The organism is Acinetobacter colistiniresistens (assembly GCF_000413935.1).
In the GTDB taxonomy this organism is placed as follows: domain Bacteria; phylum Pseudomonadota; class Gammaproteobacteria; order Pseudomonadales; family Moraxellaceae; genus Acinetobacter; species Acinetobacter colistiniresistens.
This window is the reverse complement of record NZ_KE340379.1, coordinates 285,080-300,675: the sequence shown is the minus strand read 5'-3', so window position 1 is coordinate 300,675 and position 15,596 is coordinate 285,080. Positions and strand designations below refer to the sequence as shown.

Annotated in this window: 14 protein-coding genes; 5 read left to right on the top strand and 9 right to left on the bottom strand. The window is 42.4% G+C overall.

What is annotated here, in order from left to right; translation table 11 throughout:
• Nucleotide 1: 1 nt before the first annotated feature.
• Nucleotides 2–3,241 (bottom strand): LysM peptidoglycan-binding domain-containing protein, encoded by a 3,240-nt coding sequence (locus F907_RS12025; RefSeq protein WP_016651750.1) that lies wholly within the window; start codon nt 3,239–3,241, stop codon nt 2–4.
• A 306-nt stretch (nt 3,242–3,547) separates the two neighbouring features.
• Here F907_RS12025 and dnaQ point away from each other — a divergent pair, with 306 nt between their 5' ends.
• From dnaQ to nudC, 3 genes are all read left to right on the top strand, one after another.
• Complete coding sequence (dnaQ, locus tag F907_RS12030; RefSeq protein WP_016651749.1) at nt 3,548–4,906, top strand: DNA polymerase III subunit epsilon; 1,359 nt, start codon at nt 3,548–3,550, stop codon at nt 4,904–4,906.
• Nucleotides 4,907–5,034: 128 nt separating this feature from the next.
• Nucleotides 5,035–6,681, top strand: a complete 1,647-nt coding sequence (locus F907_RS12035) for a hypothetical protein (RefSeq protein ID WP_016651748.1) — start codon at nt 5,035–5,037, stop codon at nt 6,679–6,681.
• On the top strand, nt 6,681–7,433 hold the full coding sequence (gene nudC / locus F907_RS12040) for an NAD(+) diphosphatase (protein WP_005243281.1): 753 nt from the start codon (nt 6,681–6,683) through the stop codon (nt 7,431–7,433). Before F907_RS12035 ends, nudC begins: the two co-directional genes overlap by 1 nt.
• Before the next feature lie 18 nt (nt 7,434–7,451).
• Here nudC and F907_RS12045 read toward each other — a convergent pair whose 3' ends face one another.
• The 4 genes from F907_RS12045 to F907_RS12060 all read right to left on the bottom strand — a co-directional run bounded on the left by F907_RS12045 (nt 7,452) and on the right by F907_RS12060 (nt 10,459).
• Nucleotides 7,452–8,324 (bottom strand): alpha/beta hydrolase, encoded by an 873-nt coding sequence (locus F907_RS12045; protein ID WP_016651747.1) that lies wholly within the window; start codon nt 8,322–8,324, stop codon nt 7,452–7,454.
• A gap of 3 nt (nt 8,325–8,327) precedes the next feature.
• Nucleotides 8,328–9,038: a BON domain-containing protein gene (locus F907_RS12050; RefSeq protein ID WP_016651746.1), complete on the bottom strand. Its 711-nt coding sequence runs from the start codon at nt 9,036–9,038 to the stop codon at nt 8,328–8,330.
• A 71-nt stretch (nt 9,039–9,109) separates the two neighbouring features.
• The gene (locus F907_RS12055; protein ID WP_005243285.1) at nt 9,110–9,514 is read right to left on the bottom strand and encodes a YraN family protein; all 405 of its coding nucleotides are present in this window, start codon (nt 9,512–9,514) and stop codon (nt 9,110–9,112) included.
• A gap of 12 nt (nt 9,515–9,526) precedes the next feature.
• Complete coding sequence (locus F907_RS12060; RefSeq protein ID WP_016651745.1) at nt 9,527–10,459, bottom strand: penicillin-binding protein activator; 933 nt, start codon at nt 10,457–10,459, stop codon at nt 9,527–9,529.
• A gap of 16 nt (nt 10,460–10,475) precedes the next feature.
• Here F907_RS12060 and rsmI point away from each other — a divergent pair, with 16 nt between their 5' ends.
• The gene (rsmI, locus tag F907_RS12065) at nt 10,476–11,318 is read left to right on the top strand and encodes a 16S rRNA (cytidine(1402)-2'-O)-methyltransferase (protein ID WP_016651744.1); all 843 of its coding nucleotides are present in this window, start codon (nt 10,476–10,478) and stop codon (nt 11,316–11,318) included.
• A gap of 66 nt (nt 11,319–11,384) precedes the next feature.
• Here rsmI and F907_RS12070 read toward each other — a convergent pair whose 3' ends face one another.
• On the bottom strand, nt 11,385–12,026 hold the full coding sequence (locus F907_RS12070; RefSeq protein WP_005243288.1) for a cation efflux transmembrane domain-containing protein: 642 nt from the start codon (nt 12,024–12,026) through the stop codon (nt 11,385–11,387).
• Between the two features lie 61 nt (nt 12,027–12,087).
• Between F907_RS12070 and F907_RS12075 the strand changes: the two genes are divergently transcribed.
• A complete protein-coding gene (locus F907_RS12075; RefSeq protein ID WP_016651743.1) occupies nt 12,088–12,537 on the top strand; it encodes a MerR family transcriptional regulator in 450 nt (149 codons plus the stop codon).
• Between the two features lie 21 nt (nt 12,538–12,558).
• On the opposite strand, the gene F907_RS12080 is transcribed toward F907_RS12075, so the two are convergent.
• From F907_RS12080 to ubiH, 3 genes are all read right to left on the bottom strand, one after another.
• Nucleotides 12,559–12,807 carry a hypothetical protein gene (locus F907_RS12080; RefSeq protein WP_005243290.1) on the bottom strand — a complete coding sequence of 83 codons (249 nt, stop codon included), beginning with the start codon at nt 12,805–12,807 and terminating at the stop codon, nt 12,559–12,561.
• 173 nt (nt 12,808–12,980) lie between these two features.
• Entirely contained in the window at nt 12,981–14,213 is a 1,233-nt protein-coding gene (locus F907_RS12085) for an FAD-dependent monooxygenase (RefSeq protein ID WP_016651742.1), read from the bottom strand.
• Complete coding sequence (gene ubiH / locus F907_RS12090) at nt 14,210–15,421, bottom strand: 2-octaprenyl-6-methoxyphenyl hydroxylase (RefSeq protein ID WP_005243293.1); 1,212 nt, start codon at nt 15,419–15,421, stop codon at nt 14,210–14,212. Before ubiH ends, F907_RS12085 begins: the two co-directional genes overlap by 4 nt.
• Nucleotides 15,422–15,596: the final 175 nt, after the last annotated feature.

The window sequence follows — 15,596 nt, the reverse complement described above, 5'->3', positions numbered from 1 at the left end:
ATTACAAGCTAGGCACTTTAATGACATCACCAATACGTAATTGAGTACTTGGGGTCAGATCATTCATTTCAGCCAAGGCGCTGGTCTCCAAACCATAACGGCTTGCTAAACCAATTAAGGTATCGCCACGCTTTACTTTGTATTCAGTTACTGTTTTAGGAACTGAGATACTTTGACCACGCTGTAAACTTGCATTGGCTTTGAGATCATTTAAATCAGCCAATTCACGACCCGACATCCCGAAACGACTGGCAATGCTGTTCAGTGACTCACCCGCTTTAACACTATATTTTTCAGTATTTCGACTTGACGCCGCAGCCTTAGGAGCTGTTTTAGTGTTGTCGGCTTTTGCCGCTTCAGCTTTTGGAAGATCACCTGTCAACTTCAGTTTCTGACCGAGACGAACATTACTGGTCCGAGTTAAACCATTTAAACCCGCAACATAATCCAACTGCAAATTATGGCGACTCGCGATATTGCCTAAGGTATCACCCGACTTGACAGTATAGACATCTGGGGTACTTTCATCTCTCGCTTTAGCCGTATTGCTGGTCGTCGTTTTTGCAGGTACATCACCGCTTAACTTTAAACGCTGACCAACACGTACTCCTGCTGTTCGCTCCAAGCCATTCAAATCGGCAACATAGCTGAGTTGTAGATTGTACTTGGCTGCAATCGCATTCAAGCTATCGCCAGACTGAACTACATATTGGTCAGGTACAGTTGAACCCGCTGGAATCTTTAAGCTTTGCCCCAAACGTACGCCACTATTTGACTTCAAGTTATTCAAATCAGCTAATTCACTGAGCGAAATTTTCGACTTGGTCGCAATACTTGATAACGTATCGCCACGTTGTACTGTATAACTTTCCGTTTTATAACTGGTCGATGCACTTACATTGCCCTTTGTTGGCTCAGGCTCATCTTGGGTCTGAGAAACTTCGTGCAATGGCACATTAATTTTTTGTCCAGCAAACAAACTGCTGCTCGACGTTAAGCCCGATGTTAGATCAGCCAATTCTTGGTTCGATAAGGCATAACGATCAGCGATCAACTTTAAATATTCACCACGTTTCACGGTATACGATTTGGTTGCAACTTTTGCAGCCGTTGCAGCTTTACTTTCTGTAGCACGTGTCGTTTGATGTGCTGTGCGAGTATTCGTTTTCGGCTCAATCAAAGTGAGTTTTTGCCCTACGAACAAACCATCCGTTACAGACAGGTTATTATAATCAGCCAATTGTTTCAGCGTTAAATCAAAACGTGAGGCCAGATTGGTCAAACTATCACCTGACTGCACCACATAACTCTCTGGCTTCTCAGCGGCTTTAACAGGCTCAGCTTGAGGTTTGGCATCATAAAGATACAAACTGGTACCAACAAATAATGTGCCGTTTGGATCAATCTGGTTCCACTGCGCAATGTCACGCCAATTCACACCATTTTTCTGCGCAATGATTGCAAGCGTATCACCGGGCTGTACGACATAGGTACTACGCTTGCCTTTTGGTGCAACCACCACCACATCGGTATCCGTTTTGATATAAGGTTTACCCTGATTGCGCTTCGCATCATCGCTATTTGCAGTCGCAGTGTCTTCAACCAAATTCTTCGGATAAGCAAAGCCCTTACTCACTTCTTGACCTTTTTCATCAGCAACGGACTGGCTGGTCTGAATGGCAGTCAACTTAATCTTGCCATCAAATGGATCGACAATTTCTGTACCTTTCGGTGCAATGGCCTTGATTTCCGCAACCACCTGATCTCGTTCAGCTTGGGTTGCTTGTGGCTCTAAAGCTTGCGCAACAGTTTCCTTCTTACCTTCTTCCTTGATTGCTGCACTAATTTGCTCACGCTCTTTCAAAGAAATGGGTGGCTCGGTTTTGACTGGTTTGATATTCGCAGCGGGGGTAATCGCAACTGGAATACGTGGCGCACTCGGTACATCTGCAGCTGCTGCAAATGATGCTAAAGCATCTGAACCGCGTGGCGTATTCAGTTTACTGGTCGATGATGTCGTTGGGCGCGTTGTATTACTTGCGGTTAAATTCGGGGGTGTTACCGTTGCCGCACTGGTGCTAGAGCCAGTGCTTGTCGTGGTACGAATCGTCGTTGAGGTATTCGATGAACTGTTATTCATTGCTGGTGGTGTTTTATTGCTTGCCCAGAAACCACCCGAACTTGGTTTGCCTGAACGAAGTTTTGCATCAATTGATGGGCTTAAATCCGCAGGAATCAGAATTCGCATTGGACTCATTGGATCCACCATTTCACCACGATAACCCGGGTTCAATGCATAGAGCTCAGCACGACTTAAACCTGTAATCGAAGCAATCTGATTTAACTCGAGTGGTGCAGCCAAACTCACTTCACGGAAGTGAGGACGGTTGGCAATTGGTGGCAAACTTACCCCATAAGCACCCGGATTTTTAATAATCTGCGCAACAGCCAAGAAACGCGGCACATAGTTCATGGTTTCTTGAGGAAGTTTTAATGACCAATAATCAGTTGGCAAACCTGCCGCACGGTTACGGTTAATCGCCTGTTGAATACGCCCTGGTCCAGCATTATAAGCCGCCAATGCAAGTTCCCAAGAGCCAAACTGGTTATATAAGCTACCAAAAAATTCATACGCTGCACGCGTCGACTCGACAACGTCACGACGACCGTCATACAGGCTGGTTTGCTGTAAACCATAAATACGGCCCGTACTCGGAATAAACTGCCATAAACCTGCTGCCGCAGCACTACTGGTTGCAGCAGGGTCATAAGAACTTTCAATAATCGGCAGTAGCGCCAATTCAGTTGGCATACCACGGCGTTCCGCTTCTTTTACAGTGTGGTATAAATAACGGCTGGCACGTGCACTTAAACGATCCAAATAAGGTTGGCGTGAAATAAACCAGCTACGTTGTGCCTCAATACGTGAATCCCAATGGTTCAGATCCATCTTGAAACCTACCGTCATCCGCTTCCACACATCACCATGTTTCAGCACCAATAGACGGTCACCTTCTACAGCACGCATATCCGTTGCAGAAAGTAAATCCTCTAAAGAATCTAGGCTACTTGCATCCAGATAACCTGAACCCACATGTTTAGAAGATGAGGTTTTGCCAGACGAAGGTGTTGAAGAACAACCTGCAGTAATTCCCAACGCAGCTAGAGCAGAAGTGAGTACAGTGATTTTGAATAATGATGTTGCAGATTTTTGCAACATCAAAGTGCTCGATTTATACATAAAAACTTCCAGTCAACTCACGCTAGTTTATTTCTTCGATTTGCCATTGTAGTAAAGCATGGCACTTAGACAAGGCAATAATTTAACGTGATTTGCATGGAAATGTTACAAGAAATTAAAAAAGATGAGTTTTGTAACGTTCAGAATCGGAATTTAGCTTTACAATACAAGAGATAGCTCAAGAATGCTAAAATTCTGGGCACCCCAATCCAGTTTGGATGGGTTCAAATCACACTTGAATATTGCTCCCGCTTTTCGGATTGCAAATACTCAATTTTTTATTCTGCTTATTGTTCAGGTTCAGATATGTCACAAACAATCACTCTTTATGTTGATGGCGCATGCAAAGGAAACCCGGGTCTTGGGGGTTGGGGTGCTTATGTCATTACCGAACAAGGTGAACATAAACTGTTTGGCGGCGAACCAGAGACGACCAATAACCGTATGGAACTACAAGCCGCGATTGAAGGCGTTGCATTCTGTCCAACTGATGCACGCTTAATCATCTGGACCGATTCCAACTATGTCAAACAAGGCATTACCGAATGGATTCATGGCTGGAAAAAGAAAAACTGGAAAGATGTTAAAAATCCTGATTTATGGCAAAAACTGGATGCGATCTGCGCCAATCGAGATATCGAATGGAACTGGATTAAAGGCCATGCTGGACATGCAGGTAATGAAATGGCAGACCAACTGGCAAATCTTGGTGCCGAACAAACAGCTCAACAATTGAAATCTGCAACACAGGCTAACGCTGATACAAAAAAGCCTGAAGCGGACTGGCTGTTAACAGACCCCTTCGGCCTAGATGTAGAGGTAGAGGCAGACGATATGATTGAAGAAGAGCCACAAGACAATATGCTACAAGCTGAACAGACTGATAACAATCAAGTTGACCAGAACATAGAAATACCGAACTTGAATCAACACCCACACATTGTCATTACAGAGGCCAAAGTTCATCTTCAAGGCCCCCGTCAGCTCATTCTTGATACAGAGACGACAGGTTTTTATTATCAAGATGGAGACCGTATCATCGAAGTCGGTGCGATTGAAATGGTCAATCGTAAACTGACAGGTAGCTCGATTCATATCTATATCAATCCTGAAAAAGCTGTTGGCGATTCTGAAAATGTCCATGGTATCAGCGATGATTTTTTAAAAGACAAACCGAAATATGCAGAAATTGCCGATACACTCTTTGCCTATTTAAAAGGTGCCGAGATTATCGCGCATAACGCCACCTTCGATATGAACTTTCTGGATATGGAGTTCAAGCGTACTGGACTCCCTCCGCTTTCAGAGGTCTGCGAAGTTACCGATACCTTGGCAATGGCCAAAAATAAACATCCTGGGCAAAAGAACTCTTTGGATGCCTTGGTCCGCCGTTACGAAATTCCAGCACGCGATCGTACCTTCCACGGCGCCTTGCTGGATGCTGAAATTTTGGCTGATGTCTATCTGGCCATGACTGGCGGGCAAGTTTCATTTGATATGGATGCCCTTTCTCAAACTGAACAAAACCAAGGCAAAACTACCCGTCAACGTGTGCAAGTGGACTTACCTGTGATTGAACCTTCAGAGCAGGAACTGAATGAACATGAGACTTGGGTCAAACAATTTGAGCAAAAACATGGAGAGCCTTGCCTTTTCGCAAAATAAATTTTCTGCTCAATGTAAGTTTTTGTATTTCAAGCCTCTAAAGTTAAGTTATATTAACCCTAAAGATTTAGACCTCCTAAAAAAAATGAGGTCAATGGATATAACAACTTAGGAAAGGTGTAGGTCATATGTCTTACCAAACCTCGATTCATTTCGACCCAACGGCATTATTAATAATAAAAAATGAGATCGACAATTCGATTAAATTGGTAGAAACAGCGGTCAATACCCTTGCTGAAGAACAAGCTTTACCATTTGGAATTGATGATGCACTGAACCAATTTGAACAATGCACGCAAGTGCTTGCCTTAATTGACATGCCACATTTATCACAAATTACGCAATACTCTGCGGAGTTGATGCGTAAAATTATGGCGCAACCACAGCAAATTCAAACCAGTGATGTGGTGGCCCTAAGTGAAGGCACTACAATGTTGAAACGTTATATTGAATTCATCTGCTTACGTGAAGTAAAAGTGCCACAGTTCCTGCTCGACACACTCAATCGTTTAGAAAAAGCACTAGGTAAACCACTGACCAAAGAAGGTCAAACCGTACAGCCACTGCTTGAGTTCATTACGCCAACGTTTAATTTACCGCAAGCGCCAAGCCTAGAACAATCACAATATATTCATCAGCTCTATAAGCTGTGTTTAAACAAATTGATCAAGCAAGCAGAAACACCACTTGATCTGCAAGGGATTAAATTAGTCGGTGTTTATCTGGCTGGTTTAGCGGTTGGTCAGCCAAGTCAGCAATACTGGCAACTGGTCAATGTGGGCTTAAGCCATATTGACGTGCTTTCAATTACCGAAGCACGTCTACGCACTTTAATTCAAATTGAAACCAATATTGCTAAATTCCTGTTAGAACCGGCTAGCTTTAAAAATACCATCGCCGATCTTGCCGACATCTTATGTATTTGCATTAGCCAAGAAGATAATGTGTCACACCACATTCGAGAGCAACTAAATATTGGTGATGAACTACTGAGTGACACTCAACTTCAAGTGTTAAGCCGTCATTTATATGGCCCTGACTATGAAACCGTACATACTATCAGCCAGTTAATGACTGAGGAAATGGCTCAAATCCGTAATGAGATTGAGTATAACCATCAAAATATGTCCGCTGAAAAGACTCAAGAAATTCAGCAAAAATTGCATCAGCTTTCCAATGTCTTCAAAGTACTGAATTTGAATGAGGCAGCCCAAGAGCTGACTCAACAGGCAGCCAAATTAAGTCAACCCAATACATTAACTGATGCAACTTCAATACAGCAGTTAATGAACAGTATTCTGGCTTCAATGAACTCGATTGGCATCTTGGAGCGTAATTACACATCAAGCCGTTTACAACTTCGTGTCAACAATATGCAAATCTCGCTTGACCGCTTAGATGAAGCACATAAAGCCTTACTCACTGAAACAAAAACACTGATTGAAACCTTGACACAAACCCTCAGTCTTTATGTTCAAGATCCAAGCGCGCATAGTCTGGAAGCACTGCCAGATTATTTAAAAGAGCTTTCTGGTGCCGCACTGTTCTTGGGCAGTTCTGCACAACAAACCGCCTTATTAGGCGCTGCTCATTTTGCTCAACATCGTTTAGCGCAAAATCAAGCTTTCGATACTGAACAGATCCATTGCATTTTAAATGTCGTTGCTGGCTTAGATTTACTGATTGATAACCTGAAGAATAAGCAGCCTGTATTGCAATCTATGTTTGATGTGGCATTATCAAACAGTCAACAATTACAAACCATAGCCGCATAATGACTCAACTATCACTTGCTTACATTTTTCAACACCAAAAACTGTTAGTCGACCAAAATCTCCAACTTCCACAAGTTGAAAAATTGGCAAGTGACCTCCCCATCCATCATAATGATCACGTCATTGCACGTGATCTGCTTGAAAATGAATCCATTCCCGAGGGTTATCAACTTGTTCCTATTCGGGAGTTGATTCAATCTTGGTCCAGCAGTGATTTCTTGCAAGCCAGCCGAGCCGTTCAGTTATTGGAATGGCGGCGCAACCACAAGTTTTGTAGCCATTGCGGGCATGCGACAGAGATTCATCCGAAAGAATATGCAATGGTCTGTCCTGCTTGTGGCTATCATCAATATCCTCGCGTACAACCTTGCATCATTACCATTATTACCAAAGGTGATGACGAAGTCCTATTAGCCAAATCAGCCCATAATAAAAGTAATATGTATGGATTGATTGCAGGATTTGTTGAAGTTGGAGAAACCCTAGAAGAAGCGGTGCAAAGAGAAGCGTTTGAAGAAGTTGGACTGAAACTGAAAAATATTCGTTATATGTCGAGCCAACCCTGGCCTTTTCCAAGCAATCTGATGATTGCCTTTCATGCTGAATATGAATCAGGCGATATTCAATTACAGCTTGAAGAAATTAGCGCTGCACAATTCTTCAAGTTCGATCAACTGCCTGAGATTCCCTTCAAAGGCAGTATTGCACATAGCATGATCATGCAAATGATCAACAATAAAAAAGCATCTTAAACGATGCTTTTTTATTGTTTAGGGCTCTAGCGCTTCATCTAAAAAATGCAAGATGGTACGTTTGGTTTTAAAATAATGACTCATCAGACTTGCCAATGTCGCAACAATGCTAATATGCCCCGTCTTCGGAATCACAGCAATATGGCTGTGATTACCTTTTTCTCTTAACGCCTTATCTAGATCAAAACTATTTTCTTGACTAACCAGCTGATCTTGTTCAGCCATCAATAAATAATGCTTAATCTGATTCGGTTCGATAAAATAATATGGCATCACTTGTTGATACGACACTTTCTGATCAAAGGCATGTTCAGCCAATGGGTCATTCTTATAATCAAAATGATAAGGCCCCGCCATACCGACAATGGCACGAATCTTATCTTTATATTTAAAATTTTGTGAATAGGCTGAATACACCACTGACATCACATTAAAAGCACCCGCAGAATGCCCCATCAAAATGATATTGTCGGTAGAAATGTTCAGCTTGGTTTGATTCTGACTTAAGTAATGAATCGCTTGTGCGAGATCATCAATAAAGGTCGGAAAGATATGCTCAGGTGCTAGATGGTAGTTAATGACTGCAACATCATAGCCTTCCCGTGCGAAACTTTCTCCAACAAATAAATAATCGCGTTTATTACCATGTTGCCAAGAACCACCATGCACAAACACGATCAGGGGTCTTTGCTGCTTCGGACTTTTGGTTCGATACAAATCCAGACGCTGTCTGGCTTTCAGCCCATAAGCCAGATGTTCTTCCTTCTCAAAAGTATCTTTTGGGGTTAGGTAATTAATCGAATAACTAGCAAAATCATAAAGGCGAAACTCCTGATAAAATGTTTTCGCCTTGATTACATTTTCTTGTACTTGTTGGATAAGTTGCTTCATAAATTAAGGATTAGTTGGGGTAATAGTCGCAGGTTCCGCCTGATCAGGATCAATTGCAACTGGCGTCTCAACCAGAGGCTGTGTCGTTGCAGTTCCGACCATCGGTGATGCCGCGGTTGAACTGGCTACCGTACCAGAAGGTTGATCCACATTGTCAATGAGCGTGACAATTTTACTCACATTACCCACTTTTTGTAAGACATCATCTAAATCTCTTGATTCAGCAGTATTTAAACGCCCCATGACATACAACACACCATTTTCTGTATGCACCAACACTTTGCTGTCAGAGACAACAGGTGCTTTCATTAACAGGCCACGAGTATTCGCCGTCACCGTTGCATCTTGCATGATAGTGTTATAGCCAACTTTATCGCCTACTGTTATATAGTTGTGCACAGCTTTGACATCTGACATTGAACGTAAATTGTCTTCCGCCAACTGTTTTAAATATGGATCAGGCACTTGTCCTGTTAATAAGACATTACTATGGAAACTTTCAATATTGATACGTGACTGCTTGAAACGATGATCTAGCTTGTACAAATTGATATTTGCGGTACGTTTGATTGAAGAATCAATAAAAATCTGCCCCAGACTACGTTCACCACTATTCGTTCCAACGGGTGAAGTGCCTGTACCGCCAGAAATAAAACTTGCACAACCCGATAAACTTGCAGCGCAAAGCAACGTAATCGATAAACGTTTTAACACTTGGCAAGACTCCCTATCTACAAACAAATTTGTTCAATTTTCAATATTTAGCATTATATTAGACTCATGAATCAATCTAAGGTAAATGCATGTTCAATCCATTGCTGATCATACTGCAATTTTGAAAAATCTGGTTGTACTGTTTTTGCAATTTTCTGTGGAAAATCAAAACAAATCACATCAAAACGACAATCAAAGTCATCATAATGTGGAGATTTATGTAAAAACCACTGCGCCGTCTTAATGATTTTACGCTGCTGAGCCTGCGAAATCACTTCACAAGCTCCTGCATAACTCCCCACTGATCTCGCTTTAACTTCGACAAAAACCAGCTGCTTCTCCCGTTTTACAATCAAATCAATTTCACCATAACGTGAATGATAATTTCGTGCTATGCACTCATATTGCTGCGTTTGTAAAAGAACAAGTGCTGCCTGCTCAGCCCATTGGCCTAAGTCCTGCCTGTGTGTTGACATACCTGCTCAATCTTATTTTAAAACCTGGATACCCTTTTTCTGCTGTTGATAGCAATAAGGCTGACGATAAACCTTGCCGTCTTTTACATCAATCGCGCCAGTTCGGCCTTCAAAAGAAAAATGACGATCGGAACTAGTTAAAAATTGCTGACTAATACTCCACGCATCTCCACCAAATGCCAATAAACGCTGAAACGCCATATTTTCAGGTTGTTGTTGATAAGCCACGATTAAATCCGCCCACTGACTATTATATAAGGCCGGCGTATCACAAAAACTTAAGCCGATTGGAATAGGTTTATCCTGCTCAATACTTAATGCTGTAGCGTAGATATTTTTTTCAGGCAAAGTTCCAAGCTGTTCTAACCATGGCTGATCACCGAGTAGCAGCAGACCTTCTTTGCGGGCCAGTTTTTTCGGCAGTTCATTAACCACATGAATATTTGAGCCGAATTCAGACATCAGCGCCATCATAAACAGTTCTGTTGCAGATTCAGTTCCAGCTTGGCGCAATACCAATAAGCTTTTAATCTTGTCTTTCTTAAGTAATTGATTGAGTGCAACTGCATCATGTTGCTTGGCCAAGCTAAATTGCCATACGTTGCTGGTCTGGCTATTTACATCATTTAAAGCAAGGACAGGAATTGCTGGGTTCAGTTGCATGACCGTTTCAATATCAGGTCTGGCCAATGGTCCAACAATCAATCTGGTCTTGTTATTCACTCTTTTTTTAAAAATCGTATCCACGCTATTTTTGGCTGAATCTACAAAAATGATTTTTTCTTTGCTGCCAGATGCTGTATAAGCGCTCAAGAAACCACGTTTGATGCTCTGACCAGCTCGCGCCATCGTACCAGATTCAGGTAGAATCACCAGTACGTCCGCATAAACTGGACTCACACATGCTGCCAAACATAATAGCAGCCAATATTCTTTGTAATACATTAGGGAGTTACCTTTTATGAGTGCTCAATTATTTGTTGTAGCAACCCCGATTGGGCACTTAGATGACATGACCTTTCGTGCAATTGATATTTTAAAATCCGTATCGGTAGTTGCCGCAGAAGACACTCGTCAATCTGCTCAATTATTCAAGCACTATAATATCTCAACTCCACTCACAGCGTGTCATGATCACAATGAAAGTAACAAAATTGATCAACTTCTGCAAAAAATGCTCAATGGCGAAAGTATTGCACTGATTAGTGATGCAGGTACTCCCCTGATTAGTGATCCTGGTTTTAAACTCGTTCGTGCAGCACAAGAACATGGCATTCGTGTGATTCCTGTTCCTGGTGCATGCGCGGCGATTGCGGCCTTGAGTGCGGTGGGATTGCCAAGCGACCGTTTTAGTTTTGAAGGCTTTTTACCCTCTAAAGCCTCTCAGCGCATCAGTCAGCTAGAAAAGTTAAAAGATGAAACCCAAACCCTGATTTTTTATGAAGCACCGCATCGTATTCTGGCCTGTATCAAAGATATGGCGCAGGTTTTTGGTGAAGATCGTCCTGTCGGCTTTGCCCGTGAAATCACCAAGACCTTTGAAACCATCAAGAAAATGACCTTAAAAGAACTGGTCACTTTTATTGAAAATGATCATAACCAGGAAAAAGGTGAGATTGTGGTGGTCGTGGGTGGTGCAACTGCAGAAAAAGACATGGAACAAGATAAACTGGATGAATTGTTAAAACGTTTATTACAGGATTTATCGGTCAAAGCAGCATCACAACTGGCTGCCGATTTGACTGGTATTAAAAAGAAAGTCGCTTATCAACGGGCCTTGGAACTCACCCAACAAAATCAATAAAACAAAAGGAGGAGATTTTTAACATATCTCCTCCTACTATTCAGTGTCGCATCACAAGAATAACCATCAGGCCTTGGTCATTATATTGCCCTGATCTACTTTTCTTTCCACTCTCGCCTGCTTAATCACACTTAGACCAGAAGAAACACCCAAATACGCGATAATAAAGGCTACAAATAAATCAGGGAACATGGTGCCTGTTCCAAACACACCTACTGCGGCGATGATAATGGCAATATTGGCAATCGCATCATTACGGCTGCATAACCATACCGAACGCATGTTGGCATCCCCATCACGAAATGCATAAAGCATTAGTGCGCAGATCACATTCACAGTCAAAGCAAGTACACCAATTGCCCCCATTAACATCGGCTCAGGGGTTAGTCCTAACCACCATGACCAAACCACTTTCATGATCACAAAAATACCGAATGCAGCCATGGTCACACCTTTTAACAAGGCCGCGGTTGCACGCCAATACAAGGTCATGGACAGCACGGCCAAAGAAATGGCATAGTTGGCGGCATCACCTGCGAAATCCAAGGCATCAGCCCACAATGAGACTGAGCGTGCCTGTGAACCCCCAATAATCTCAACAAAAAACATCAATGCATTTAGAACTAAAGCAACCCACAAAGCCTTTCTAAACTTTGGACTAATTTTTTGTGTTGGCGAACACGTTGTATTGCAACCACATCCTGCCATGACTTTTCTCGCTAAATCTTTTATAGTGATTTAAAACCCTAGAGTAACTCCAGAGTCAAGCATGATCAGTTTTAGTATTGGACAATTGGCCAAAAAGTCAGGAGTTTCAGTCGATACCATTCGCTATTATGAAAAAATTGGGCTGCTGGATAAACCCAAACGAACGGCGGGAAATTATCGTCATTATTCTGAACAGATGCTTTCGGAACTTTTATTTTTAAAGCATTGTCGTGAATTGGGGATTACCTTGCAGGATATTCAAAAACTCAAGGATTTATCGACCAATCCCAATCAGACCTGTACACAGGTTGACCAGCTGATTGATCAATATCTTGCTGAGGTATCACAAAAAATTAGAAATCTAGAACATCTACACCAAGACCTGCTCCATTTAAAACAGCAATGCTCTCAACATCGTACGATTGAACAATGTGGCATTCTAAAAGAACTGCATCAACCACTAGAATGTGAACATGCAGCACATCAACATAAAAAAGCACCACAATCGTGATGCTTTTTAAATCTTCTCAGTTTATTCGTGAGTCTCGCCAGGTGGGACTTCTGTAATTTGTCCACCACGTGCAAGAAAGGCCGCAACTTCATCTTCCAAAGCCTGACGCTGTTTCTGTTTGGCTGTCACAGTTAAGGTCTCAGCTTCGGCAAGATCAGCATCATTGGCGCTCGACTCTTCGCTATCTGCACCACTTTCTGCCGCTTTCGCCTCTTCGTCGTCTACAGCAGAATCTTCTGTGTTTTCGTCGTAATCATTCATATCTGTCATATTATCTCCCCACAATGACTACACTTTCATCATCGCTATTTGGTCATCAGAAACTTGATGAAATTTAGCAAGCTCTTTTCATTTCGCAAAGTACAATATTGATTAAATCGTATTTTTTGCGACCAAATTCACTCTGATTTATAAATGATTGTTTAAAAAATATCTACTATTTTTTAGCACGCATATTGTGTGTCTTTCAATGCACCCAATCCATTGGCCTGTTGCATAAAGCGATCTTTGAACCAGTCGAATTGTTCAACCTGTTTTAGACCAAAGTTTCGCGCCCAGACAAATGGAAACAGTTCTGCACTTTCAAGCCAACCAATCGCTGACATACTGTGCATCATGGCATCATTTTGCCCTTTGCGCCGATGCTCATAACGCAATAAGCTCTGCTCATTGGCCCAGACCCCACGTTTTAAATCATGCAGCAATACATCACATAACACAGCTGCATCCAGACAACCAATGTTCACACCCTGTCCAGCTAAAGGATGAATCACATGTGCAGCATCACCGATCAATGCTAAGCCTGACTTGATATAACGCTGTGCAGCACGTGCTTTTAGTGGGAACTGTGCTCTGGAACGCACATCAACCACTTCCCCCAACATTTGCAGGCTTTCCTGAGTCAACAAACGCATAAAGTCCTGATCATTTAATGCCGAGTATTCATCGGCATAATCATCAGGTAAAGTCCAGACAATCGACTGCCAATAACCGTTCTCCTGCGCATTCAGACTGGCCATTGGTAAATACGCCAATGGACCTGTCGGCAAGAAAATTTGGCGTGCTACATATTGATTGGGCTGTGTGGTTTTAATTGCACAACTAATTGCAGCCTGCTGATAATCCAATACATCCAACTCAATGTACGCCTGCTCGCGTACAAAAGAATTCGCACCATCTGCACCAATTAACAACTTCGTTTTTAATGTTGTGCCATCCGCCAACTCAATTGACCAGCCTTGCGGAATTTGCTCAATCCTAACCACTTTTACTTGGGTACGATAGTCTTTGAGTAGCTGCAACATTTTTTGTTGAATTGCTACATTCAAAACACTGGGTTCAACCATTGAACCTAAAGCCTGATCTGATTGAGGTTGCTGTTCAGATGCATGGCCAAAATTAATTTCGCCATAGCCATTTTTATTCCAGACTTGCATACCTGAATAAGGCATCTGACGCGCTAAATCATTCCAGACCTCAACTGTTTTGAGTAAGTGAATCGTCGCCTGACTCAGTGCCAATACCCGAGGATTCATTACAGCCAGTGTTTTCTCTTGATCAAGCACAGGCGCAGCATCCAATACCGTCGCTTGTACCCCACCTTGTGCCAACAATAAAGCCGTTAATCCACCGACTAAGCCACCGCCAACAATCACAACATCTAACAGCTCGCTCATGCTTTTAGCCCCATCGCATAATTGGCAACCAGAGGCTTAACCCCCGGAATCACATCAAATGCAATCAATCCTGTATTGCGTAATAATTTGAGGATTGGATTTTGATTACTGAAACCACGCACCACTGAATCACAGAACTTAATCACACGTTGCTGATCCTTTAAACGAGATTGTTCATAAGCCAATAAATTTTCAGGCGCGCCAATATCATCTGACTTCGCCAATTGTTCCATCAAGAAACGAACCAGCACATCTGCATCACGCAAACATAAGTTAAAACCTTGGCCTGCCACTGGATGAATGGTATGTGCCGCATTGCCCATCAGCACCACACGACCAACCGCCTGCTTATGTGCCAAAACCTGAGCCAATGGATAGCTAAAGCGCTTGCCTGTTTTTTCAAATTTTCCAGCACGGTCACCATAGGTTTCCTGTAAGGCATCAAGAAAATGTTGATCATTTTCCTCACCTAACCACTCCGCCTCAGTGCCTTTTTTCACAGGCCATACCACTGAACGACGGTATTCCCCTGGTAAAGGTAACAGTGCCAATGGTCCTAATGCGCTAAACCGTTCAAAACCAACGTGCTGGTGTGGTTTAGAAGTTTGTACGGTGGTTACAATCGCGACTTGGTCATAGTCATGTTCGTCCACACCGACGCCAATGGCTTGTCGGCAAAACGAGTCGCGACCATCCGCAGCAATCACCAACTTGGATTTTAAGGAGTGGATATATTCACCATTACGCATGGCTTCAATTTGGACTTGGTCTACATCTTGAGTTAATGAAGTGACCTCAACACCATCAATCAACTCAATCAATGGCTGTTGACGTACTTGGGTCAGCAATACACGACCCAACCAGGCGTTCTCAATTACTTGACCAAAACTTTCTACTTTTTCTTGTTCGGCGACTAAGCGTGCCTTACCAAAACTGCCCTGCTCAGTAATGTGTACTTGCAGAATTGGGGTAGCATGTTGTTGTAAGGCCTCCCACAAACCTAACTTTTGGTAAATCTGTACACTACGACGTGACAAGGCGGTATTACGCGCATCAAAACTGGAATGATAAGGAGCAACATTTTCGTCATCGTAATTCGGATATTTCACAGCTTCTAATAGCTTTACTGCGATATTAGATTTTGCCAACATTAAAGCAAGGCTGAGTCCAACCATACCTCCACCGACAATGATGACCTGTTGCTGCATAATATTATTCCTTATCAGTTTTTCATGACTTGATGTTTCGGGACCTATCTTACTCTAACTCAAATCAGGAAGGGAATTTGTACTTTGTTTGGTCTATGTTTTTAAAATATATTCAAAAGTTGTTTTGGGCATCAAAGTCAATAAAAAGGCCTATCTATTGATAAGCCTTTTTCTC